Annotated in this window: 24 protein-coding genes; all 24 read left to right on the forward strand. The window is 71.7% G+C overall.

Going from position 1 to position 22963, the window contains the following annotated elements; translation table 11 throughout:
- The first annotated feature begins 231 nt into the window (after positions 1-231).
- On the forward strand, positions 232-627 hold the full coding sequence (locus tag HUW36_RS06735) for a head decoration protein (protein WP_174527323.1): 396 nt from the start codon (positions 232-234) through the stop codon (positions 625-627).
- Between the two features lie 14 nt (positions 628-641).
- Positions 642-1673, forward strand: coding sequence for a major capsid protein (locus tag HUW36_RS06740; protein WP_174527324.1), 1032 nt, complete (start codon positions 642-644; stop codon positions 1671-1673).
- A 14-nt stretch (positions 1674-1687) separates the two neighbouring features.
- Entirely contained in the window at positions 1688-2002 is a 315-nt protein-coding gene (locus HUW36_RS06745; RefSeq protein WP_174527325.1) for a hypothetical protein, read from the forward strand.
- Positions 2003-2095: 93 nt separating this feature from the next.
- Positions 2096-2515, forward strand: coding sequence for a hypothetical protein (locus tag HUW36_RS06750; RefSeq protein ID WP_174527326.1), 420 nt, complete (start codon positions 2096-2098; stop codon positions 2513-2515).
- Positions 2516-2530: 15 nt separating this feature from the next.
- Positions 2531-4144 carry a hypothetical protein gene (locus HUW36_RS06755; protein ID WP_174527327.1) on the forward strand — a complete coding sequence of 538 codons (1614 nt, stop codon included), beginning with the start codon at positions 2531-2533 and terminating at the stop codon, positions 4142-4144.
- The gene (locus HUW36_RS06760) at positions 4141-4845 is read left to right on the forward strand and encodes a hypothetical protein (protein ID WP_174527328.1); all 705 of its coding nucleotides are present in this window, start codon (positions 4141-4143) and stop codon (positions 4843-4845) included. Before HUW36_RS06755 ends, HUW36_RS06760 begins: the two co-directional genes overlap by 4 nt.
- On the forward strand, positions 4832-5152 hold the full coding sequence (locus HUW36_RS06765; RefSeq protein WP_174527329.1) for a hypothetical protein: 321 nt from the start codon (positions 4832-4834) through the stop codon (positions 5150-5152). Before HUW36_RS06760 ends, HUW36_RS06765 begins: the two co-directional genes overlap by 14 nt.
- Before the next feature lie 10 nt (positions 5153-5162).
- On the forward strand, positions 5163-5690 hold the full coding sequence (locus HUW36_RS06770; protein ID WP_174527330.1) for a hypothetical protein: 528 nt from the start codon (positions 5163-5165) through the stop codon (positions 5688-5690).
- Positions 5690-6082 (forward strand): hypothetical protein, encoded by a 393-nt coding sequence (locus HUW36_RS06775; RefSeq protein WP_174527331.1) that lies wholly within the window; start codon positions 5690-5692, stop codon positions 6080-6082. Before HUW36_RS06770 ends, HUW36_RS06775 begins: the two co-directional genes overlap by 1 nt.
- 66 nt (positions 6083-6148) lie before the next feature.
- Entirely contained in the window at positions 6149-6808 is a 660-nt protein-coding gene (locus HUW36_RS06780; protein ID WP_174527332.1) for a phage tail tube protein, read from the forward strand.
- Between the two features lie 133 nt (positions 6809-6941).
- A complete protein-coding gene (locus HUW36_RS06785; RefSeq protein WP_174527333.1) occupies positions 6942-7130 on the forward strand; it encodes a hypothetical protein in 189 nt (62 codons plus the stop codon).
- A gap of 44 nt (positions 7131-7174) precedes the next feature.
- Complete coding sequence (locus tag HUW36_RS06790) at positions 7175-7522, forward strand: hypothetical protein (protein WP_174527334.1); 348 nt, start codon at positions 7175-7177, stop codon at positions 7520-7522.
- 146 nt (positions 7523-7668) lie between these two features.
- Positions 7669-7974: a hypothetical protein gene (locus HUW36_RS06795; RefSeq protein WP_174527335.1), complete on the forward strand. Its 306-nt coding sequence runs from the start codon at positions 7669-7671 to the stop codon at positions 7972-7974.
- 38 nt (positions 7975-8012) lie between these two features.
- On the forward strand, positions 8013-14402 hold the full coding sequence (locus tag HUW36_RS06800) for a hypothetical protein (protein ID WP_174527336.1): 6390 nt from the start codon (positions 8013-8015) through the stop codon (positions 14400-14402).
- Between the two features lie 35 nt (positions 14403-14437).
- Complete coding sequence (locus HUW36_RS06805; RefSeq protein ID WP_246247934.1) at positions 14438-15409, forward strand: phage distal tail protein; 972 nt, start codon at positions 14438-14440, stop codon at positions 15407-15409.
- Between the two features lie 3 nt (positions 15410-15412).
- The gene (locus HUW36_RS06810; protein ID WP_174527337.1) at positions 15413-16576 is read left to right on the forward strand and encodes a siphovirus ReqiPepy6 Gp37-like family protein; all 1164 of its coding nucleotides are present in this window, start codon (positions 15413-15415) and stop codon (positions 16574-16576) included.
- Positions 16577-16586: 10 nt separating this feature from the next.
- On the forward strand, positions 16587-17525 hold the full coding sequence (locus HUW36_RS06815) for a hypothetical protein (RefSeq protein ID WP_174527338.1): 939 nt from the start codon (positions 16587-16589) through the stop codon (positions 17523-17525).
- 76 nt (positions 17526-17601) lie between these two features.
- Positions 17602-18807, forward strand: a complete 1206-nt coding sequence (locus HUW36_RS06820; protein WP_174527339.1) for a hypothetical protein — start codon at positions 17602-17604, stop codon at positions 18805-18807.
- A 19-nt stretch (positions 18808-18826) separates the two neighbouring features.
- Positions 18827-20302, forward strand: a complete 1476-nt coding sequence (locus HUW36_RS06825; RefSeq protein WP_174527340.1) for a glycoside hydrolase family 26 protein — start codon at positions 18827-18829, stop codon at positions 20300-20302.
- Between the two features lie 97 nt (positions 20303-20399).
- The gene (locus HUW36_RS06830; protein ID WP_174527341.1) at positions 20400-20663 is read left to right on the forward strand and encodes a hypothetical protein; all 264 of its coding nucleotides are present in this window, start codon (positions 20400-20402) and stop codon (positions 20661-20663) included.
- Positions 20664-20742: 79 nt separating this feature from the next.
- Complete coding sequence (locus HUW36_RS06835) at positions 20743-21708, forward strand: hypothetical protein (RefSeq protein WP_174527342.1); 966 nt, start codon at positions 20743-20745, stop codon at positions 21706-21708.
- A 4-nt stretch (positions 21709-21712) separates the two neighbouring features.
- On the forward strand, positions 21713-22159 hold the full coding sequence (locus HUW36_RS06840; RefSeq protein ID WP_174527343.1) for a hypothetical protein: 447 nt from the start codon (positions 21713-21715) through the stop codon (positions 22157-22159).
- Positions 22160-22213: 54 nt separating this feature from the next.
- A complete protein-coding gene (locus HUW36_RS06845; protein WP_174527344.1) occupies positions 22214-22528 on the forward strand; it encodes a hypothetical protein in 315 nt (104 codons plus the stop codon).
- Positions 22521-22963: hypothetical protein (locus HUW36_RS06850; RefSeq protein WP_174527345.1), on the forward strand; the 443-nt coding region annotated here is incomplete at its 3' end. The genes HUW36_RS06845 and HUW36_RS06850, both read left to right, overlap by 8 nt.

Genomic DNA, 22963 nt, shown 5'->3' on the forward strand with positions numbered 1-22963 from the left:
CCGACGCCGGCCGCTCCCGTCGCCGTCGCCCCCGCCACGGGCGCGCCGGCCACTGCCCCGCTCGACATGGGCCAGGGGACCCCGACGACGACCAAGCCCTCCGGGCTGGAGGCGGGCCGACTGCTCGCCCTCGCCCGCGCCGGCAAGGCGTCGCCTCCGCCCGCCGCGTAGCAGGCCATCTCACCGCGCTGGGCGCGCTCACGCACACCTTCCGAAAGGACTACGTCCCTCATGGACATCACCGTCCGTACCGAGACCTTCGGTGTCGAGGACCGGTCGTGGCTCGCGTCCGCGCACGGCACCACGGCCACCCGGACCATCACCATCGACCCCTCGCTCTTCACCGCCGGCACCCACTTCGCCGGCGGGAAGCTGCGCAGCGGCACCGTCCTGGCCCGCGTCACCGCGACCGGGCTCTACGGCCCCTACGACAACACCAAGTCGAACGGCCAGGAGGTCGCCGCCGGCCACCTCTTCACCTCGGTCCAGCTGCGCGCGACGACCGACCAGAAGGCCCCCGCCGCCCTGATGGAGCACGGCTTCATCCGCGAGTCGCGCCTGCCCTCGGGTCACGGCCTCGACGCCGCCGCCAAGACCGACCTGGCCGGCAAGTTCACCTACCGCTGAGGAGCGCCTGACCAATGATCGATCGCGATCTCGTGGAGCCGGCGGTCCTGACCGGCTTCGTGCGGAACCTGCCCGGTCCCGCCAACCTGACCCTGAACCGCTGGCTCCCGGACCGGACCATCGGCGACATCGAGGTGGCCTGGAACACGCTGTTCCGGACCAACCGTGCGGCGAAGTTCCGCGCGTTCGACGCCGAGACCCCGATCGGCCAGCGGGACTCGTTCGAGCGGCGTCGGGTCGCCATGCCGCCGCTGGGCCAGAAGACCGTCATCGGCGAGGAGGAGTACCTGCAGCTGGAGCGCGTGCGTTCCGGCGGCGACAACACCGCCCGCCTGATCGAGGCCGTCTACAACGACGCGGAGCTGAACCGCAACGCGATCCTGTTCCGCCAGGAGCTGAGCCGCGGGGACGTGCTGGTCGACGGCCGCTTCACGCTCCAGGGGGAGAACGGGCTGACCATCGAGGCGGACTTCGGCGTCGACCCGTCGCACCTGCCGACCGCGGCCACCGCGTGGACCGACTACGCCGCCTCCGACCCGCTGTCGGAGATGCGGGCCTGGGCGGACGTCTACACCGACGACGCCGGCGAGGCCCCCGCGTACGCGCTGACCTCGCGCACCGTCGTGGGTCACATGCTGCGCAACGAGACGCTGCGCAACATGGTCGGCAACGTCAACGGCGCCCCGCCGATCCTGACCCGCCAGCAGCTCAACGCCATCCTGGACGCCCACGACCTGCCGCAGATCGTGGAGTACAACACCCAGGTCGACGTCGACGGCACGGCCACCCGGCCGATCCCGCTGGACCGGATGATCTACCTCCCGCAGGACCCGGCCACGCTGGGCAACACCTACTGGGGCATCACCGCCGAGGGCCTGGCCCTCGCGTCGGGCCAGAACCCGGACCTGGTGTTCAGCGAGCTGCCGGGCCTGGTCGGCGTCGTCATGAAGGACGGCGACCCGGTGAGGACCTGGACCAAGGTCTCGGCGACCGGCATGCCGGTCATCACCGACCCGCGGCGGCTGCTGACCGCCAAGGTCTACTGAGCGGCGGGGTGGCGATGAGCAAGCTCGCCGCCTACGTCTACGTCGACGGGCAGCCCTACGGGCCCAACGACCCGCTGCCCGAGGCCGTCGCCCGGCGCATCACCAACCCGGCCGCCTGGGAGGGCGGGAAGGTGCCGGCCTCCGCGCCGGCCCCCGCCTCCAGCCCGGCCCGGATCCCGGCCCCGCCGCGATCCGGCCGGGGCTCCGGAGCGGACGCCTGGGAGGCGTTCGCGAAGGCCAGCGGCGTCGAGTTCGACGCCGACGCCACCCGAGACGAGATCATCGCCGCCTGCGAGCAGGCCGGCGTGATCGAGGTCGACGGGCAGTGAGACCCCGCACCACCAGGCCCTCGCCCTTCCCGGCGGGGGCCTGGTGGTGCATCCACCACCTGACCGAGCGGCCAAGGCGCCGCGGAGGGACCCATGGCTGAGACCGTCACCAACCGGGGCAAGGCCCGGGCCCTGCAGGCGCTGCTGGCCACGCTCGGCGCCAACGCCCAGATGATCGTCATCACGGGCACGCAGACCGGCGTCCACAACCCGGACATCAACACCGTCGCGGACCTGGACGCCGTGGCCAGCGTCAACATCCACGGCGAGCGCCTGTCGCTCTCCGGCGGGGCGGTCGCCGAGGACGACGCCGCGGACCGCGCCTCGCTCGACTACGCCAACCTCACCTACGCGGCAGCCCCCGGCGTCACCGCCCAGGGCGTCGCGCTGATCGACGGATCGGGCGCGAACGACTCCGCCCGCGACGTCCTGATCGTCTTCACCACCGGCTTCCCCGTGCCGATGGACGGCGGACTCAACGTCAACATCGCCGACCTGGTGCGCGCCAGCTGATAGCGGGAGGCTGCGGTGGCCGTCGCGTTCGTAGCTGCATCCTCTGGCACGAGCATCGCCGCCACCAGCGCCTCCTTCACCACGTCGTTGCCGGTCGGATGGGCTGCTGGCGACGTGGCGGTCCTGGTGGGCCATGTCTCGGCCACCAACCTGAGCATGACCACCCCCGTCGGATGGTCGCCGATCACCGGCATCACCAACCCCACCAACGAGGGCACCAACTCCCGCATCTACGCCTGGTACCGCGTCCTGCAGGCCGGCGATACAGCGCCCGTCATCACCAACAGCGGTTCGGTCACCGGCGGCTGGAGCATCGCGGCCTACCGAGGCGCGGATCAGGCGAACCCGATTGGTCAGGCAGCCGCCGCCGGCACCGCGGCGGTCGCCTCCCGGGCACTCCCGACGCTCACCGGTGTGGCAGCCGGCTCCGCGCTTCACGGCTTCGCCCACGCGCGGGTTGCCAGCGGAACGATCCCCTCAGGGCACGACTGGCCTGCGGCGTACACCGAGTCGATCGACGACTCCACCTCCCGCGTGACGACGAGCGCCAACGTCGCCATGTCGAGCGCCCGGCGCCTGGTCGGCGCGAGCGGCAGCTACGGCGGCGAGTCCGTGGCCGTGACCAACGCCGTCAGCGCGTCGCTGATCGCCGGCCTGGTCGAGATCCGTCCGGCCGTCACCGCTTCCACGGTGGCGCTGACGCCGGCCACGCTCACGCTGACCGCGCCGGCGGTGTCCCCGGCACCCCTCGCGGTGAGCGTCATGCTGACGCCGGCAGTGCTGACCCTGTCCGCGCTGGCGGTCTCGCCCGCCCCGCTGTCGGTGACCGTGACGCTGACGGCCGCCACTCTCGTGCTGACCGCGCCGGCCCTCGCGCCGGCGCCGCTCGCCGTGGCGGTCGCGCTGGCGCCGGCCACGATGGCACTTTCGGCGCAGGCACTCACGGTCAGCCCGCTGCCGGTGACGATCACCCTGACTCCGGCGAGCCTCGCCCTGTCGGCTGCGCCGGTGTCGCCGGCCGCCCGCCCCGTCACGGTGACGCTGGCTCCGGCGACGATCGCGCTGACCGCGCCGGCCGTCGCCCCCGACCCGCTGCCGGTCACCGTGACGCTGACCCCGGCGGCCCTGACGCTGTCGCCGGCGCCGGTCGCCGCGGGGCCGCCGCCGTCCACGGTGACGCTGACGTCGGCAATGATCGCCCTGATCGCTGTGCGGGTGATCGCGTTCCCGGCCACCGGCCCGGTGGACGTGACCCTGACCGTGGCCGAGCTGAGGCTGACCCCGGTCGCCCCGACGGTGACGCCGCGACCGGTGAACCGGACGCTGACGCCGGTCGCGCTGCGCCTGACCGCCATCCCGGTCAACCCGCAGCCGCTGCCAGTGACGGTGGCGCTGACCCCGGCCCTGATGCAGCTCGCCGCGCCGGCGGTCGTCCCCGTCGCGAAGTACGTCGTGCACCTCGCCCCGGCCCTCCTGCGCCTCGACGCGGCGCCGGTGCGGCTGGTCTTCCGTGCCGCCACGCACTCGGTGACCGTCCGGACCGCCGCGGCCCGGATCGCCGGCACCGGCCCGGTCGCCCGGGTGTCGGCCGGCGCCGCCCCCCAGACGAGCGTGAGGAGGACGGTGTGAGCGTTGTCGACGTCGGGGACGCCCTGGAGCTGACCTTCAGCACCACAGCGGGCGCCACGGTCACGGTGACGTGGATCAGCCCCGCCGGCGAACCGGTCCTGCAGAACACGCCGGTGCCCGAGTCGACCGAGGTTCCGGGCGCCTACTCCTACACCTTCGCGCCGGCCAGCGACGGCGTGTGGGAGGCGCGGTTCAGCGCCTCCGGCACGGTCAACGCGGTCGAGCGGTACTACGTGCGGGCCCGTTCGACGACGGGCCCGCCGCCGCTGGCCACCGTCGGCGAGGTCGCCGAGCTGTTCGGGACGATGACGCCGGCGCAGGAGGCGCTCACCGCAGCGCTGCTGCGCCGGGCGTCGGAGATGCTGCGGGCGCACTTCCCGGGCCTGGGTCAGCTGGTCGCCGACGGGGCGCTCGCCGCGGACGCGCCCGCGATGGCCGTGATCAACATGGTGCTGCGCGTGCTGCGCAACCCCAACGGTCTGCGCGCCGAGACCCGCGGTCCGTTCTCCACCACCTACGACACGACGGTGGCTGCCGGGCTGCTCGTGATCAGCGACTCCGAGATGGCGCTGCTGACAGCGCCGATCGACGACAGCTCCGCTCTGCCCGCCGGGACGGTCTTCGCCGAGCCCGGGCTCGCCCGGACGGTCTGGGGCGACAACCTCGCCTACCGACTGAGGGGCGACCGTGGCTGGCACTGACCAGATCACCGTCCAGGTGATCCGCCCGCCACGCAGGGACGGGTTCGGCGACCCGCTCCCCGGCAGCGGGGACACCTTCGAGATCCCGGGCTGCCTGTTCGCGCCCGGCCCCACCACCGAGGTCCTCGACGGGGCCAACCAGGTCCTGACCGACGGCGCCATCTACGCGCCCCCCGGCGCGCCGAGCACGGACGTCAAGGCCGGCGACAAGGTGCGCGTACGGGCGGACCTGTACGAGGTCGACGGCAAGCCCCAGGACTGGGGCAGCGCCGGCGTGGTGATTCTGCTGCGCCTGATCACCGGCTGAGGAGGCACCCATGACCCAGGTCCGCTTCAGCCACTTCGAACTCAACCGGAACACCATCAAGGCCATCGCGGTCGGGCCCGGCTGCACCACGCTGGTGACCCGGCACGCCGAGCTGGCCAAGGCCCACGCCGTCACCCTCGCCACCGCCCGGGTCGGCCGGTCGAACGAGTGGCGCCGCGACGGCGGGGTGCGCGGCAAGAAGGAGCGCGCCGGGCGCAAGCACTACGTCGACGCCTTCGAGGTCGACATCTCGATCGTGCACGGCATCACGCCTGAGTGGCCGTTGACCCGCGTCGCCGGCCGAGTGGCCAACACCGCGCGGCACGCGATCATCACCGAGTTCGGCCACACCGTGAAGAAGCGGCTCGGTGGCGAGCGGGAGATCCCCGGCCACTACGTCCTCACCGACACCATCAAGTGGCTGTGGAGCTTCGACACCTCCGCCTACCTCGACGAGCCCGGCGGCGATACCGGCTACGAGCCGCCCGAGGACGCCGACTTCGACGCGGGCATCGAACTCGACTTCGGGGACAGCTGATGGGCGTGCGCTTCCCCGACGTGCAGAAGACGCTCGCCGCCCTCCTGGAGCCCCTGGCGGGCGGGCCCGGGCACGCCGGCAGCGAGACGCCTGAGGACCTGCAGAACGTGCTGCCGTTCATCCGGATCATCCGCCGCCCCGGCGGGGTGAGCGACAACGTCAACGACTACGCCTTCGTCGACGTCGACGTCTTCGCCGCCCGCTACGACCTGGCCGAGCCCCTCGCCGAGGACGTCCGGCAGTTCCTGACCGGCCGGCCGCACGCCGTCGGCCCGGCCGTGCTGGACCGCATCACCTGCCCCGGCGGCCCCGCCGAGCGGCCCTGGGGCCCTGGTGTGCGCCGCTTCGGCGCCACCTACCGCGTCGTCTCGCGGCGCTACGCCACGAGCTAGCCCACACCGTTCCAGTCGCCCCGCTTGTCGGGGCTTTTTTCATGCCCCAACAGAAAGGGCTACGGCATGCCGTACTCCGCGCTCCGCGACAAGAAGCAGGAGCTGATCCGCAAGGCCCGCGACGGTTCGGTGTTCATCGCTCCGAAGTCCGCGGCCCTGCTCGCCTCGATCACCACCGGCTCGTCCGCCGACCTGGTGACCCTGCCGACCGACTGGAAGGACCTGGGGTGGATGTCCACCGCGGGCGCCACGTACGGCCGGACCACCGAGTCCTCGCAGGTCCAGTCGTTCGGCTCGACGGAGCCGACCCGTGAGGACATCACCCGGGACACGATCACCATGCAGGTGGTCGCCCAGGAGACGTCCCTGCTCACGCTGGGCCTCTACACGGGCATCGACACGACCAACCTCAAGGCCGCGTTCACGACCGGCGAGGTGCAGATCGAGAAGCCGAACCTGCCGAACCCGCGGTACTACCACGCGCTCGGCCTGTTCGTCGACCAGTCCTCGGACGGCGAGATCTACCTCGCCCGGTACATGCCGAACGCCCGCATCACGGAGTTCGGCGAGCAGCAGTACGGCGAGGGCGACGACCCGATCTCGTACCCGATGACCTTCACCGGCTTCGACGACTCCACCGCCGGCTTCAGCCACAAGTGGTTCTTCGGAGGACCCGGCTGGCTCGCCCTGCTCGACGCCATGGGCATCGACCAGGCCACCAGCTGATCCACGCGCACCGAGGGCGGCGGGGGCACTCCCTGTCGCCCTCGCCGTGCGCCTGTGACCGCCGGGGCGGCCCGCTGTGGGCTCGGGCCGCCCCGGCTTCCACCCAGCCCACGGCAAGCAGGAGGAGTCCGCGATGGCGAAGTCCGCCAACCCCATCAAGACCTTCACCAAGGACGGCAAGGAGCGCGCCGCGTACTCCCCGTCCGACGTCGTCGCCCTGCGCTTCGACGGCTGGGTGGAGAAGACCGAGCAGGCCAGCGCCCCGGCCAAGACGAACGGCGCCGCCTCCACCAAGCCCGACAGCAGCAACCAGAGCCGCTGACCCACCCCCACCACAGACTTCCATCGCGAAGGAGCCCACAGCTCATGAGCAACGACGAGCGCAACCCCGACACCCGGCCCGAGCCGCAGGAGCAGCCGGACGTCGCCCTGGACCTCGACGCCCTGGAGCGCGAGGACGCCAAGGCCCCGTTCACCTTCCGGCACGCCGGCAAGCGGTTCATGATGAGCGACCCGCAGGAGATCGACTGGCAGAAGCTGCTGGTCGCCCTGCGCGACCCGGTGTTCTTCATGAGCCTGGCGCTGCCGGCCGACGACCGCGACGAGTTCTTCGAGCTGGACCTGCCCGGCTGGAAGATGAACCGCCTCGTCGAGGCCTACAGCAAGCACTACGGCCTGCCGAGCCCGGGGGAAGCGCCCGGCTCGCCCTCCTGATCAAGAGGTACGGGCGAGCCATCGAGGCCGACCTCCCGCACCACTACCCGGGCTTCGACCTGGGCACCGAGTGGCGGGCCCGGCGCTGGCGCCGGCTGCTCAACTGGATCGACCGCCTGCCGCGCAACTCCCACTACGTCGACGCCATGAGCAACGACGAGGAGTGGGCGAAGCAGGTCCTCGCCAAGGACCCCACCGAGAAGCCGCCGCGCGTGCGGATGTCCGACTTCTCGCCGGAGGTCGAGCGGCTCACCGACCTGTGCGACCTGGTCATGGAGGCGATCCGCACCATGGCCGGCCTCAAGGGCGTCAAGCCCGGCCCGCCCCGGCCCATGCCCCGACCGGTCACCGCGCTGGAGCGCGCCCGCCGCCGCAAGCGCGAGCGCACGCACAAGTCCCTGGTGGCCCGCATGTTGCCGCACGAAGCCGCGAACGGGGCGGGCTCTCGCTGAGTCCGCCCCCGCCGGCGCCCTGACCGAAGGGGGTTCCGGTGGCGTACGAGATCGGCACCGCGTACATCCAGATCGTTCCCTCGTTCGACCACATCCAGCGCGAGCTGCGCAAGGGTGCGGAGAAGATCGCCAAGGACCTGGGCGAGGGTGTCGAGAAGGCCCTGCCGGACACCATGGCGCAGAGCGTCAAGGCGGGCATCAAGCGGGCCGAGAAGGTCGCCGAGCAGGACGGCCGGAAGATCGGCGAGGCCCTGGCGGCCAGCACCGGCGACGCGAGCAAGCAGGTCGAGAAGGCCACCGAGCAGACCGCGAAGGTGGCCGCGCGCAAGTACGTCGACTTCTTCGAGGAGGAGTTCCGCCGGCGCGCCGCCGCGGCGCACCTGCGTCTGCCGAAGCCGGTGCTCGACGGCCCGGCGATCGGCGGCGAAGACGCCCAGCGGATGGTGGAGCTGAGCAACTGGGCCAAGCGCCTGTCGAGCCGCAAGTTCACCGCGGGCGTCGAGGGCGAGGTCATCAACGAGGCTCGCGCGCTGCGCAACGCCCTCGCCGCCCAGGAGCAGGTGTCGCCGAGCCGGCAGTACCGCTCCGACCTGGCCGCCGCCCGCGCCGAGATCGACCGGTTCCTGTCGATCATCGAGGACCGGATGGGCGCCTTCCAGCGGAAGGTGACCTCCGACGTCGGACGCGCGGCCAAGCAGCTGTCCACCCTCGACGTCAACCACCTCAACGACCGGGCGCGCGACGAGGTCAATGACCTGCGCAAGGAGCTGCTGGACCTCAGTGGCAAGCGCATCGGCATCGACATCGACGACTCCAAGTTCATGGAGCGCCTGACCAAGGTGCGCCAGCGCCTGGAGCAGGTCGTCAGGGCCGGCGAGACCGCCGAGCTGCGGTGGAACGCCGACCAGGCGCTGCAGGCCGTCGACGACGCCTTCCAGGCCACCATGACCTCGGTCGAGAAGGCTCAGCGCGAGGCGCAGGCCCGGGCCGAGAAGGAGGCCGAGGCCGAGGCCAAGCGCCAGGCCATCCGGCAGGAGCGCCTCGACGACCAGGCCGAGGCCCGCCGTCAGCGGCTGGCCGACCTGGAGCAGCAGCGCCTCAAGCGCAAGGCCGACGCCGAGGAGCAGCTGGCCAAGCGCGTGGAGGCCCTGGAGGAGCAGCGCCTCAAGCGCAAGGCTGACCAGGAAGAGATGCTGCGCCAGCGCCAGGAGCAGTTCGAGGTCCGCCAGGCGCAGCAGCGCAAGGAGCGCAGCGACCGCGAAGCGGCGCAGGAGGCCAAGCGGCTCGCCGAGGCGATGCGCCGCGAGGCCGACGAGGCGTTCGGCAGGACCTTCGCCGGCAAGGTGGCCAAGCAGATCGAGGCGGCGTTCAAGGCGCTGCCCGAGACGCCGCTGCCGATCGACGCCTCCCAGGGCGAGATCGCCGTGCGTCAGATCCGCGCCGACCTGGAGAGGCTCAAGGATCTGCGCATCGGCGTCGACATCGACGCCGCCGAGGCCCTGCGCTACATCACTCAGATCCGCGCGGCGCTGGTCGAGCTGGGCCAGTCCGACCCGGACCTGGCCATCCACGTCGACTCGCTGGAGGCCGCGGCCCGGCTGGCCGAGGCCGAGCGGATGGCCGACCGGCTCGACGGCCGGCGCATCGATCTGAAGCTGTCGGGCAAGGACGACATCCGCGAGATCGGCGAGCAGGCCAGTGTCTCGCTGTCGCGCCTGGAGGCCCTGATCGCCGGCGGGCTGTCGCTGGGCACCGGACTCGTTCCGGTGGCCGCCGCGGCTGCCGCCTCGATCGGCTTCATCGGCACGGCCGCGGCTGCTGCCGCCGCCGGCGTCGGCGCCCTCGTGCTCGGCTTCTCCGGCATCGGCGACGCCGTCCAGGCGCTGCACAAGTACCAGCAGGACAGTCAGAAGTCCTCCGTGGCCTTCGCCGCCGCTCAGGACCGGGTTGCGTCGGCCACCGATGCGGTGACCAGCGCGCAGCGCTCCCTGGCGAACACGCGCGCCTCGGCGGCCGAGGCCGCCCGGCGCGCCGCCCAGCAGGTTGCCGACGCCGAGCGCGCGGTGCGTGACGCCCGCGCCGACGCCGCTCAGGCGGTCCGGGACGCCAACGAGCGTGAGCGGGATGCTCAGCGCGACCTGACCCGGGTCAACCGGGACGCGCTGGAGGCTCGCCAGGCGCTGACCCGGGCGTACCGGGATGCCGCCGAGGCGATGGCCGACCTGGACTCCCAGATCAAGAACAACGCGCTCGACCAGCGTCAGGCGACCCTGGACCTGCGTGAGGCCAAGGAGGAGCTGGATCGCTTCCTGGCCAACCCGCGGGCCACCGAGGCGGAGCGGGAGGCCGCCAGGATCACCTATGAGCGCCGCGTGCAGCAGATCAAGGATCTGCAGCGGCGCGGCCAGGAGCTGGCTCGCGAGCAGGCCGAGGCCAACCGAAAGGGCATCGAGGGCTCCGACCAGGTGCTCGCCGCCCGTCGCCGGATCTCGGAGGCGGACGAGCGGGTCGCCGCGGCTCAGCGGGCGCTACAGAAGGCCCGCGACGCCGTGGAGCGCGCCCAGCTCGACGGCGCCCGCAAGGTCGCCGACGCGCAGCGTCGGGTGGCAGAGGCTCAGCGCTCGCAGACCGAGCAGCAGCGGCAGTCGGCGTTCTCGATCGCGCAGGCGCAGCAGCAGGTCATCTCGTCCCAGCGGGCGCTGGGGCAGGCCATCGACAAGACGACGGTCGCCGGCGGCGAGGCGTTCCAGAACCTGCGCAAGGTGATGGAGGACCTCGACCCAGCCAGCCAGCGCTTCGCCAGGTTCATCTACGGCCTCAAGCCGCAGTTCGACGCCCTGCAGGCCGCCGCCGCCCGCGGGCTGCTGCCCGGCGTGCAGCGGGCCATCGAGACGGTGCTGCCGTACCTGCCCGCCTTCACCGACTGGATGGGTCGGGTGGCCGACGCGGTCGGCGACCTGACTGCCGAGTCCGTGCAGTTCCTGACCACCGACTCGACGTGGCGCGGCTTCTTCGCCTTCCTGGGCGAGCAGGCAGTGCCCATGCTGCAGCAGCTGTACCGCATCACCCGTGATGTGGCCACCGGCGCGCTCGGCATGATCATGGCCTTCACTGGCCTGAACGGCGAAATCGGGTCGGGGCTGGAGTCCCTGGCCGCCCGGTTCCGCGACTGGGGCGCCAACCTCTGGGCCAGCACGGGCTTCCAGGACTTCCTGGCCTACGCCCGGGAGAACGGCCCTGCGGTGATCCACCTGCTCGGCGAGCTGATCACGTTCGTGGCCCGGTTCATCGAGGCGGCGGCGCCGATCGGCGCGGTGGTGCTCGCGGCGTTCACGGGCTTCGTTGAGGTTCTCAACGCGATCCCGATGCCGATCCTGACGCTGCTGCTGGTTGTCATCGGTGGCCTGGCTGCGGCGATGCTGGCCTTCAGCAGCGCGCAGCGGCTGTCGACCCTGTGGCAGAACAGCTGGAGCAAGGCCACCGCCTTCGCCAGCGAGCGGGCGACCGGGCTGCGCAACGCGCTCGGCGGACTGCAGAACGTGTGGGCCTCGTCCGTGGCGGCGCAGCGCGAGTCTCTGATGGCGATGCGCGAGTCCCGATCGGCCATGGCCGCCACTGGCGACCAGGTGGGCACGTTCGCCCGCCAGTGGGGTGCGCTCGCCGGCGCCCAGCAGGCGCTGGGCTCCCTGCAGGAGCGCACCCGGGATGCGATGAAGCAGGTTGGCGACAGCTACTTCTTCGCCCGCGGGCGTCTGTCGGAGCTGCGCGAGAGCTACCTGACCACGACTGGTGCCGCCACGCAGTGGGCGGGCGTGCAGGAGCGGACCAGGGCGGTTGCGCGGCAGGCCGGCGAGAGCTACCTCTACGCCCGTGGCCGGCTGTCCGACCTGCGCATGGAGTACCTGACCGCCGGCGGGGCGGGCCGCGCCTGGACCCAGATCAGCGCCTCCGGCTCGGAGGTGATGAGGCAGGCCGGGGATGCGTACTTCTACACGCGCAGCCGGCTGTCCGACCTGCGCACGGAGTACGGAGCCGCGGGCGCGATGGGCCGGGCGTGGAACTCGGTGCAGGAGGCCGGCCGGGCGTCGACCGAGCGGGTCACGTCCGCCTTCGGCACCCTCGGCGGCCACCTGACCACCTTCCGGGATCGGCTGGGCAGCGCTCAGCTGGGCACCCGGACGCTGGCGACCGCGCTGGGCACCGTCCAGGCGGGCGCCAAGGTCACGGGCCGGGCTCTGGGCGGCCTCGTCGGCGTGCTCGGCGGCCCGTGGGGTGCCGCCATCACGGCGGCGACCCTCGCGGCGGTCTACTTCACCGGCAAGTCGCAGGAGCAGGAGCAGAAGGTCAACGACCTGACTCAGGCTCTGCACCTGCTGGGCAAGGCGTACCGGGAGACGAGGGACCTCTCGTCCGACTCGGTGCGCGACGTCATCGCCCAGTCCGAGGAGCTGAAGAAGCTCGTCGACATCTCGGGTCGGTACGGCATCGCCGTGCAGGACATCGCCGACGCGGCCGAGGGTGAGGCCGCGGCCCAGATGCGGGTGCTCGACGTCCTGAAGGCCAAGAGGAAGGCGCTGGAGGAAGAGAAGCGTCAGCTCATGGCCGACGACGACGCCGACCAGACGATCAAGCGCATCATCCAGATCGGTCAGGAGACCGACGCGCTCGACGGGCAGATCGGCGCCCTGGAGAAGCAGTTCACCCAGCTCAACCTCAATGCCCGAGCGCAGGCCGCGCTGACCGCCGCGCAGGACGAGGCTCTCGCCAAGGGCCCCGCCCTGACTGACTCGCAGCGCAAGGTGAACGACAAGCTCGCCGAGTACGGCGAGCGGATCAACTACCTGAAGGGCCTACTCAGGCTCTACGGCGACGCTCAGCTCACCGCGGCCCAGAAGGCCGACATCCTGCGCGACGCGATCGACCAGGCGACCAAGTCCAAGATCAGCGCGATCGAGGCGGAGGAGCGCCACCAGGCCGCCCTGGACGGGATCAAGAGTTCCGTCGACAGCAACCGCGAGAGTCTGAAGCTGCAGGCCGAGCAGGGCCTGATCGCCAAGGACGAGATCGACAAGCGGTCGAAGAGCCTGTCGTCCAACACCGAGGAAGGGCGCCGCAACCGCGACGCCCTGGAGGCAGCCGCCGAGTCGGTCCGCAACCGGTACATCGCCGACATCGAGTCGGGCGTGCCGATGGACGAGGCGACAAGGCGGCACAAGGCCCGGATCGACGCTCTGATCAAGGAGGCCGGCGAGTCCGGCCTGAACGAAAAGAAGGCCCGCGAGCTGATCGCGGCCTACGGCGAGATCCCGCCCGAGGTGAAGACGGCCTACACCACCAAGGGTTACCAGCAGATCTACGAAGAGCTGGTCAACCTGCAGATCGCGCAGTTCGCGCTGGAGCAGGGGCTGACGCCTGACGAGGCGGCGAAGGAGTGGCGCAAGCAGCGCGCCAAGACGAAGCCGGGCGACTACACGGGGGCCGGCGGCCTGAAGGACGGCGGTCCGGTCACCGGCACGCCGTTGGGCGCCGGTGGACCGAGGTCCGACGACGTGCCGATCTGGGCGTCGCTGGGCGAGTACATGCAGCCCGCCGACGCCGTCAACTACTACGGCGTTGGCTTCATGGAGGCGGTGCGCCGCAGGCTCATCCCGAAGGAGATGCTGCCCGGGTACGCCACCGGCGGCCTGATCGGCTCGAAGGTGCCGAAGCTGGCCAAGGGCGGCCCCGTGCCGCAGTGGCCGTTCGTCGTCGACGTCTCCGACGCCTACGTCCCCACGAAGGACGAGGCGCTGGCGGTCGTGCTGAAGCGGATGGGCGCCGGCGCGGGAACGGCGAGCAGCGGCGGCATCGGTTCGGCGGACATGATGCGGATCCTCCGCGCCAAGTTCCCCGGCCTGCCGCTCTACTCCGGCTTCCGCCCGGGCTCGCGCACCGCGTCGGGCAGCCTGTCGTACCACGCGATGATCGCGGCCGACGGAGACAAGGGTCGTGCGGTCGACCTGCCCCCGAGGCAGGACGTCTTCGACTACATCCACGACAACTTCTTCTCGGCCACGCGCGAGCTGATCTGGCTCGGGGACAAGTTCCGCAACATCTGGAACGGCCAGCACCACAAGTTCTCGGACTCACTGCTGGCCAACCACGGCGTGGCCGGGATGCCGAACGCGCACCTGCACTGGGCCTACGACCAGGGCGGATACCTCCCCCCTGGCTTCACGACCGTCTACAACGGCACGGGCAAGCCCGAGCCGGTGTTCACCGACGGGCAGTGGTCCCAGATCAGCGCGCTGCTCGCCGAGCGCCAGTCCGGCGACGCCGGCGGCGAAACCCACCACTGGCACTTCGCCAAGGCCGACCTCGATCACGGACGCCTCACGGCGTGGGCCAACGCCCGCGACGCGGCGGCCAGGCCCGGCCGTCCCCGGTGACACCGCTGGCGTGACCGGCGGGGAAGGGAGTCAGTTTGCCGCTCCGCGCAGGAATCCTGGTCCCCTCCCCGCCGACCACCACGCCGCAGGCGCCGACCACGGTCCCGGTCACCCGGGATCCCGTGGTCGGCGCCATGCGGGCCACCTGGGCCGACCCCCAGGGCGCGGTCGTCGAGCTGACGGGCCCGCACGAGGCGCACGGGTGGTTCACCCGACCCGAGGTGGCCGGGTGGGGTGCCGCGCCGGTCACGCTCGTCACCGACCCGCTACCGCGGGGCGGCGTGAGCGTGCGCCATCAGCGGCGGGAGCCGCGACGGCTGACCTGGCCGCTGCACGTCTACGGTGACACGCACCTGCAGTTCCTTGACCGGTACCGCCGGCTGATGCGCCACTTCACGCTGACGAAGTACCGCGGGGCCGGGACGCTCACCATCTACCGCCCCGACGGCAGCGACCGCGCCCGGGCCATCGACTGCCTCTACGAGGACGGCTTCGGCGGCGAGCCCGGCGAGAACGTGCGCTACGCCAACCCGACCCTCACCCTGTTCTGCCCTGACGGCTACTTCCGCGCCGTCGACCGGCAGTTCATCCGACGCACCTACCAGGGCACGGGCGGCAGCCCCTACCTGCGCCCATACCTGACGGTCTCCAGCTCCCGCACCCTCGGCGAGAGCACCGTGTTCAACGGCGGCGACATCGAGGTCTACCCGAGCTGGACGATCACCGGCCCCGCAGCGCAGCTGGTCGCGACCAACGAGACCACCGGCGAGAGCTTCACCCTGACCCACAACCTGCTCGCCGGTCAGACCGCCACGATCACCATCACCGCCGACCGCGCTCTGATCCGGGGCCACAACGGGGAGAACCTCAGCGGCAAGCTCAACTTCCCCGGCGCGGTGCTGTGGGCTCTGCTGCCCGGCACCAACGACGTGAACTTCCAGGTCACCGGCTCCGGCCCCGGCACTCAGGTTGAGCTGTCGTTCTACCCGCTCTACGAGACGGCGTAGCCGATGGCCATCCAGATCCTGGTCACCGACCGCAACTGCGAGGTCGTGGGCGACCCCATCTACTGCTGGGAGACCGTCGACTGCACGCTGCGGTTCAACGAGGTCTCCAGCGGTCAGCTCACGATGCCCGCGCATCCGTGGATCCGCGAGCAGCTCGATCCCGGCAACCGCATCGTCGTCATCCGCGACGGGCAGATCTTCATGGCCGGCCCATGGGAGCGCAAGTTCATCGAGCGCTCCGACGACGGCGAGAACAGCGGCATCGGCAAGCTGACCATCGAGTTCGCCGACGACCTGGCGCTCGTGGTCAACCGGATCGCCATGCCGAACCCGGCGCTCACCGCAGAGGCCCAGGACCGCGACTACTGGGAGTACAACGCCAACGTCGAGACGGTCCTGCAGGACCTGGCCAACGTCAGCGCCGGCCCCGGCGCCAGGCCCGAGCGTCGCATTCCGCAGCTGATCATGGGCGGGGCGACCGGCGTCGGCACCACCGTGACGGGCAAGCTGCGGCTGGAGCAGCTCGGCGACGCGATGCGCTCCATCGCCCTGGCCGGCGGGGACATCGGCTTCCGCACCCGCCAGGTCGGCAAGAGCATCGTCTTCGAGACCTACGGCCCGCGCGACCTGTCCGGCAGTGTCCGGTTCTCGTTCGGGCTGGGCAACCTGCGCTACCTCGGCTACGAGGAGAGCGCCCCCAACGCCACCACCGCCATCGTCGGTGGCCAGGGCGAGGGGGCCGACCGGTTCATCACCAGCCGGACCGCCGCCGCCACCGAGGCGGTGTGGCAGCGCGGCGAGATGTACGTCGCCCGGGCCGGCAACGACCCGCCGGCCGAGCTGCAGGCTGCCGCCGACGAGACGCTCGCCCGCGAGACCGCCACCGTCCGGCTGCAGTCCTCGGCCTGGGACACCGAAGACCAGCACTACGGCGAGCACTACGGCCTCGGCGACCGAGTCTCCGTCGAGGTCGGCCCGGGCCAGGAGGTCACCGACCTGGTGCGCCTGGTGCACCTGCAGGCGTGGGCGACCGCGGGCGAGCTGGTCAGCGCGATGGTCGGCGGCCAGGACGCCACGAGCGACCCGCAGTGGATCAACCGCATGCGCCTCATCGAGCAGCGGCTCGCCCGCATGGAGCGCCGAGCCATGCCCTCCTCGGCCACCTGAAAGGAGCGCCGTGGCCTTCACCAGCTTCCCCCGCCCGGACTACAACGGCGGCTTCGTCACCGAGTACGAGCACGAGCTGCTCACCTGCAAGTCCGTCCCCGACGGCGTGCACGGCTTCCCCACGGACCCCGCGCCGGTCATCGCCGACGCCGGCGTGCGGACGGTGCGCGTCCGGGCGGGCGTGGACGGCAACCTGCGCGGCGGAGCCTTCCAGTCCGGAGCCACGGACACCGTGCTGCCGCAGCTGGCCGCGAACACGTCCGGCAGTCCGCGCATCGACCTGGTCGTGGCGCGCCTGAATCGCAGCGACTACAGCATCACGCCGGTGGTCATCACCGGCACGCCGGCGGCCAACCCTGTCGCCCCGTCGCCCGTTCGCAACCTCGGGCCGGCCGGCTTCTTCGACCTGCCGCTGGCCGCGGTGCGGGTCGCGCACAACGCCTCCACCATCGCCGCCGGCGACGTCACCACCAAGTGCTGGTACCTGGGCTCGGACGGTCAGATCCGCTGCACTCCCGACTCCCGGCCACCCTTCGAGGCTGGCCGGGTCGTCTGGGAGCACCCGACCGGCAGGTACCTGGTGGGGACCGGCAGCAGCTGGGTGACCGCGTGGGACGACAGCGGCGTCACCAAGATGACCGTGGACAAGGGGTTCGCCGCGACGGAGAACAGCCTCCAGCGGCGCGCCGGCGTGGCCGTGCTGAACCTGAAGGTCAAGCGCCCCAGCGCGATCTTCCCCGCCGGCTCCCAGACCAAGGTCGGAAGCCTGCCGGCCGGCTTCGCGCCCACCTTCCCCGTGCAGAGCGCTGCCGTCTGGTGGTCCGGCGGCGAGGCCGCCGCTCTGCGCGTCGAGCCCAACGGCGGTGTCTACGTGGTCACCCTCGCTGGCATCGCTGTCGGCGCTGACCGCTCGATCGACGGCTCGCTGACCTGGCTCACCGCCGCCTGACCTGCTCCTTCCTTCAGCCCGGGCCGACGACTCGCCCGGGCTCTTTCGCGTACACCTGACGAGAGGGATGTACTGAATGACCCGCTTCTGGTACGGCGGCACCCTGACGGACTGGACGTTCAGCTCCCGGGACGACGTCGACGGAGTCAACGACCTGGTCCAGTCGCTCGGCGGAGCGGAGATCACCTTCTGGACGCAGGAGGTGGGCGGCGAGCAGCTGACCGACCTGATCAACGCCAGCAACACCGCCGTGGGCTCCATCTTCTCCTCCGACGGCTCCGACGGCCGGTCGGTCGGCACCATCCCGCCCTTCCAGGGCCCGGACGGCATCGCCTCGATGTGGGCGTCGGCCAACGGCGGCCCGCGGCTGATCATCAAGGGCCAGACGGAGCAGGAACTGCTCAACGTCATTGCGCAGGCGGGGCGCACCGACGCGGACCTGCGGGCGCACATCGCGGCACCGAATCCGCACGTGATCACCCTCGGCGACCTGGCCGACGTCGAGATCGACTCGCCGGCCGACGGGGAGCTGCTCGCCTACGACGGCGCCACCGGCACCTACACCCTGCGGGCCGTGAGCGGCCTGTCCGGCGTCGTCGACCTGGCCAGCGCTCAGACGGTCACCGGGCCCAAGACGCTGGAGTCTCCCGACGACAGCGGCACGCGCCTGATCATCCGCGCCAACGCCAACACCCAGGCCAGCGACCTGATGCAGGCGTGGTCGAACGCCAGCCAGGGCGAGGGTGGTCAGCGGCAGCGGACCACCCGCCTCAACGACAGGGGCGAGCTGCGGGTCTCCTCGGCCAGGGGCAACTCCGTGGCAGTCCAGGTCAGTGGCCAGCCCACCCAGACCGCACACGTGCTGGAGCAGACGGACACGTTCGGCGTGCCGGTGAGCTGGTGGGAGCCCAACGGGTCCTGGAGGGCTCCGAACGTCGGCCTGCCGTTCACGTGGCACCAGGACGCGGTGGCCACCGAGACCGGGCAGTACCGCGTCTACAACCCCACGAACGTGCCGCTGACGATTCGCAACCTCGTGGCCTCGGTGGGCGGCAACACCCCGGCCGGCCAGCCGATCATCCTGCAGCTGCGCATCAACGGCGTCGCCGCGTACGCCGACGCCAACCGCCCCACCATCCCCGCCGGCCAGCGGTGGACGGGCCTGGCGTCGTCGCTGGCCAGCAACACCTGGCCCGTTGGCGGCTACCTGACGGTGGACGTGGTGCAGCCGGGGTCGACGACCGCGGGCACCAAGCTGACCGTCCAGGTGCTGGCCTACTGACCGCGAGGGAGGCCAGACGATGACCACCAGGCTGGGCTGGTGCCCCGGCGGCGAGTCCATCGCGGACACGCTGGCCAGGTACCCCAACACGCAGGCCGTGCGTGTCTTCCGCAACTCCTCGCAGACCCTGCCGAGCTGGACGGGAACCGTCCTGGGCCCGCTGGTGCAGGCCGGCGTGCTCATCCACCTGAGCTTCAAGCTCTGGGACGTGCCGGCCCTCGTGAAGTGGCTCGACGACATGCCGGCCACGGTCCGGCTCGTCCTGACCTACCACCACGAGCCCGAGCAGCAGGATGGCGGCGACCCGACGCCGAGCGTCTTCCGCTCCCGCTGGGCGCAGATGTGCAACACCCTCGCCACGCACTCGGCGCGCTCCCGGATCCTGCTGTGCCCGGTCTACACCCACTACTGGTGGGAGCACAACGCCAACCCCGACGCCACGTGGTGGCCGGCCGAAGTCGCCTCGATGATCGACTGCGTCGGATGGGACATCTACAACGAGTCCAGCAGCTCCTACCGCGCCCCAGCCGACATGCTCACCCTCATCCGCAACTTCTCCGCGCAGGTCAACAAGCCCTACCTCATCGGAGAGTGGGGCGCCGAGCGGGTCACGGGTGACACCGCCACCGGCGCCGGATGCCTCGCCTGGATGCAGGAGTTCGTCAACCAGGTCACTGCCGACGGAGCCCTCACCGCCACCTGGTTCCACGTGGGCGGAGACGACCTGGTGGCCACCGGGCGCACCCAGGAGGAGCAGAAGCTCCGCGAGCTGATCGCGGGAGCGGCGGTCACGCCGCCAGCGCCGACTGGCGTCACCTTCGTGGCGGACGCCAGGACGCTCAACGCCGCGGCGGGTGCGCTGTGCACCGTCTCCCGGCCGGCCGGCGTGGCCGACGGCAACCAGCTCGTCGCCCTCTACGGCTACATGGGGGCCGCGACGACCTTCGACGCCGAACCGCCACTGACCCGGCTCGGCACGCAGGTCGACGGGACCAACCTGTCGTCGTTCGCATACGCCAGGAAGGCTGCCACCGAGCCGCCGACCTACACCTGGGACCTGGTCAGCGGCCGGAAGAACGCGGGCTGGATCGGTGCGTACAAGGGCCTGGACGCGACCACGCCGATCGCCGCGTTCGCCTCCAAGGCCAGCACCACCGACGGAACCGTGCACACGGCCCCGACCGTTGCGGTCCCCGAGGGCGGCTGGCTGATCACCATGGTCCTCACGAGGCACACCAACACCGGCACCGCCACGACCTGGACATGCTCGGACACCAGCGACGTCGAGCGCTGGGACGCGGCCTCGAACGCGGCCGGCAGCCAGGACATCACCGTCGCGGTGTACGACTCCGGGCGCCCGCTGCCCGCCGGCAACTACGCGCGCACCCTGACCGCCTCCCAGACCCAGACCGAGGTCGTCCTGTGGTCGATCGCGCTCGCGCCGGCGCCCAGCTCCTCCGGCCCGGCTGGGCTGGTGCCCGGCGTGCCGCTCTGATCAGGCCCCCGTCCACCACCACACGGCACCGGCCGCCCGGCCGGCCCCGGGAGAACACATGCCCTTGCAGGCAGGATCGACAGGAGAACCACCCCAGATGGCCAACGGCATCATCGTGTTCGACAAGTCCCAGTACGCCCCCGGCGAGCCGATCACCATGCAGATGGTGATCGAGGGCGCCGAGGCGCCCGCCGAGGTCACCTTCACCGGCGACTTCACCGTGGACCAGGTCACCGGGACCGCGACCGGCACCACCACCGTCGGCTCGACCGTCACGTACGGGGCGGTCACCGCGCCGGGCTACGACGTGGTCCAGGACCCGACGGACCCCTCGCGCTACACGGCGACGCCCGCCGCCTGACCTTCCCTGCAGCAGAGGCCGCACCGCGCCCACCGGCACGGTGCGGCCTCTGCGCACCCACCACGACAGGAGGTGTCCCGTGGCGGCCAACCCGAACCCCACGCGGATCAGCGGCGCGCTCTGGGACTTCTGGCTCGGATTCGACGCCCTGGAGCCGACCGTGCAGCTCGGCGGGGTCTACGCGCCGAAGCCCGGCTACCACAACTACCGGGCGGCCGTGCCCGGCAGCGACTACTCCAGCGGCCGGGACGTGGCCGACGACAAGCAGGGCTCGAAGGACTTCGCCTCAGCGATCGACCTGACCATGTCGACCGAGGCGATGATCCGCTACACCACGCGCCTCGACGCCGCGGCCCGCGCCCGAGACCCCCGGCTCTTCACCGCCCAGGGCCCGGTGCTGCGCGAGTTCATCGGCACCAAGGACGGCAAGACCGTCTACTGCTACGTCCTCACCGGCGGCCGAGCACTCGGAGTGGGCGCCGACTCCGGCCCCGACCCGGGCCGCGACAAGACCCACCTGTGGCACCTGCACCTGTCCATCATCCGCCGCTTCTGCGACGACAAGGCCGCCCTGGACGGGGTGCTGTCGGTGCTGCGCGGCGAGTCGCTGGCCACCTGGCAGGCCAGGAACGGAGACGACATGGCCAACTTCACCGACGCGCACGCGGCCACTCTGACCACCCTGGGCAAGCTGCTGCCCGCCCTGGTGGAGCGGGTCAGCTACTCCGACTCCCGCCTGGAGGCTCTCGCCAACGGCCGGGAGAAGGTGCGCACCGACCTCAAGGGCGGCGGCAGCCCCGTCTGGCTCGTCACCACCCTGAAGACCCTCGGCGAGGCCCTGGCCCGCGAATCGGCCAACCCGGAGGAGATCCGCGCCCTGCTGCGCGAGCTGCCCGCGCCGGCGCCGGTCGACGAGCAGCAGATCGTCGACGGCGTGCTGCAGGGCCTCGGCGCGAAGAGCGCCGCCGAGGTTGCCGCCGCCCTCGTGGCCGCAGGGCAGAACCCGGCCGAGCTGGCCGCCGAGCTGGCGAAGCTGACCGCGTAGCCCCATGGTCACCGCCAATCCGCCCCGTCTACTTCCGGTCGCACCGACGATCCGCTGGCGAACCGTCGTGGTCGTCGTGCTGGCCAAGGCCGCCTGGGACTCCTTCGGCCTCCTGGTGGGCGACCTCGCCTACCAGGCCCCCTCGTACGACGTGCTGCGCAGCCTCCCGCCCGTCGGCGGCATGAGGCTGCGCGGCGTCGTGCTGTTCGCCCTGACGGTCGCCGCGCTCGTCGGCGCGCAGCGCGCCGGCCGCGCCGGCCGCGAGCGACTGCTGCGTACCTGCCTGTGGCTGTACGCCGTCTGGTACATGACCTGGGCCGCCGGGCTGGTCAGCGCGTGGATCTACCACGCGAAGGTCCTGTCCTGGAGCGCGCCCGCATCCGTTCTCGTCGTCGCCGTGCTGGCCGTTCTGGCAGCACGCGCCACACCGCGGCAGGTGGGAGGTGGCTGAGTGTGGTTCGCCGCGCTCCCGAACCGTGTCCGATCCGCAGCAGAGTCGCTGTGGATGATCGCGGCGGCCGGCGGCGCTAGCTCCCCGCCGCCGGTAGAGCTGCTCTGGGTCGGCCAGGGCGTCACCCTGGCCGTGGCCCTCGCAACTGGCTGGTTCGCGTTGCGAAGCAAGAGGACCGAAGTCGGGGACAACCGCCAGGCGCGCTTCGAGAAGCGCATCGACGAGGAGCTGGACGACCAGCGCGCCCTCACGCGCCAGTGGCAGGAAGCCTGGACCACCGAGCACCAGCAGCGACTGCGCTACGAGGGCTACCTGATCCGCCATGGGATCAATCCCGAGACCGGACGGCGGGAGGCGGACGATGTCTGAGAGGCGCCGTAGGCGGCTGTCCCCGGTCCTAGCTGACGAGCCGCTCGTCGGCCAGGGCATCAAGCGGCGACTGCGCGTCGTGCTCATCTCGGTCGCGCTGGCCATCGTGCTGACCAACGCCGCCACCTACCTGATCGGGCAGACGGTGCGCGCCGACGCCGACCGCGCAGCCGACGAGCGCATCGCTCGGCTGGAGAAGGACTTCGCCGCCGACCTGGATCGGCGCCGGCGCGAGCGCGACGCCGCCATGGCGGGCCAGGACAAGGAGCTGGAGCAGCTACGCCGCGACGTATGCACCCTGGCTGACCGGGTCAGCCCGCGCGACAAGGCTGTGGAGGTGCTGCGTCGTCGCTACGGATGCACCGGCGGCCCCGCGCCGACCGCCAGCCGGCCCGCGGACGGCCGAGGGCCCGACGGCTCCGCGCCTGGCGGCCA

This window comes from Micromonospora maritima, assembly GCF_902825405.1.
In the GTDB taxonomy this organism is placed as follows: Bacteria; Actinomycetota; Actinomycetes; order Mycobacteriales; family Micromonosporaceae; genus Micromonospora; species Micromonospora maritima.

Excerpts from the sequence above, each read along its gene's own strand:
- HUW36_RS06750 (WP_174527326.1), top strand. The coding sequence starts at position 2,096 with ATGGCTGAGACCGTCACCAACCGGGGCAAGGCCCGGGCCCTGCAGGCG.
- HUW36_RS06840 (WP_174527343.1), top strand. The coding sequence starts at position 21,713 with ATGGTCACCGCCAATCCGCCCCGTCTACTTCCGGTCGCACCGACGATC.
- HUW36_RS06740 (WP_174527324.1), top strand. The coding sequence starts at position 642 with ATGATCGATCGCGATCTCGTGGAGCCGGCGGTCCTGACCGGCTTCGTG.
- HUW36_RS06830 (WP_174527341.1), top strand. The coding sequence starts at position 20,400 with ATGGCCAACGGCATCATCGTGTTCGACAAGTCCCAGTACGCCCCCGGC.
- HUW36_RS06845 (WP_174527344.1), top strand. The coding sequence starts at position 22,214 with ATGATCGCGGCGGCCGGCGGCGCTAGCTCCCCGCCGCCGGTAGAGCTG.
- HUW36_RS06780 (WP_174527332.1), top strand. The coding sequence starts at position 6,149 with ATGCCGTACTCCGCGCTCCGCGACAAGAAGCAGGAGCTGATCCGCAAG.
- HUW36_RS06745 (WP_174527325.1), top strand. The coding sequence starts at position 1,688 with ATGAGCAAGCTCGCCGCCTACGTCTACGTCGACGGGCAGCCCTACGGG.
- HUW36_RS06795 (WP_174527335.1), top strand. The coding sequence starts at position 7,669 with ATGAGCAACGACGAGGAGTGGGCGAAGCAGGTCCTCGCCAAGGACCCC.
- HUW36_RS06825 (WP_174527340.1), top strand. The coding sequence starts at position 18,827 with ATGACCACCAGGCTGGGCTGGTGCCCCGGCGGCGAGTCCATCGCGGAC.
- HUW36_RS06820 (WP_174527339.1), top strand. The coding sequence starts at position 17,602 with ATGACCCGCTTCTGGTACGGCGGCACCCTGACGGACTGGACGTTCAGC.
- HUW36_RS06790 (WP_174527334.1), top strand. The coding sequence starts at position 7,175 with ATGAGCAACGACGAGCGCAACCCCGACACCCGGCCCGAGCCGCAGGAG.
- HUW36_RS06735 (WP_174527323.1), top strand. The coding sequence starts at position 232 with ATGGACATCACCGTCCGTACCGAGACCTTCGGTGTCGAGGACCGGTCG.
- HUW36_RS06810 (WP_174527337.1), top strand. The coding sequence starts at position 15,413 with ATGGCCATCCAGATCCTGGTCACCGACCGCAACTGCGAGGTCGTGGGC.
- HUW36_RS06770 (WP_174527330.1), top strand. The coding sequence starts at position 5,163 with ATGACCCAGGTCCGCTTCAGCCACTTCGAACTCAACCGGAACACCATC.
- HUW36_RS06785 (WP_174527333.1), top strand. The coding sequence starts at position 6,942 with ATGGCGAAGTCCGCCAACCCCATCAAGACCTTCACCAAGGACGGCAAG.
- HUW36_RS06775 (WP_174527331.1), top strand. The coding sequence starts at position 5,690 with ATGGGCGTGCGCTTCCCCGACGTGCAGAAGACGCTCGCCGCCCTCCTG.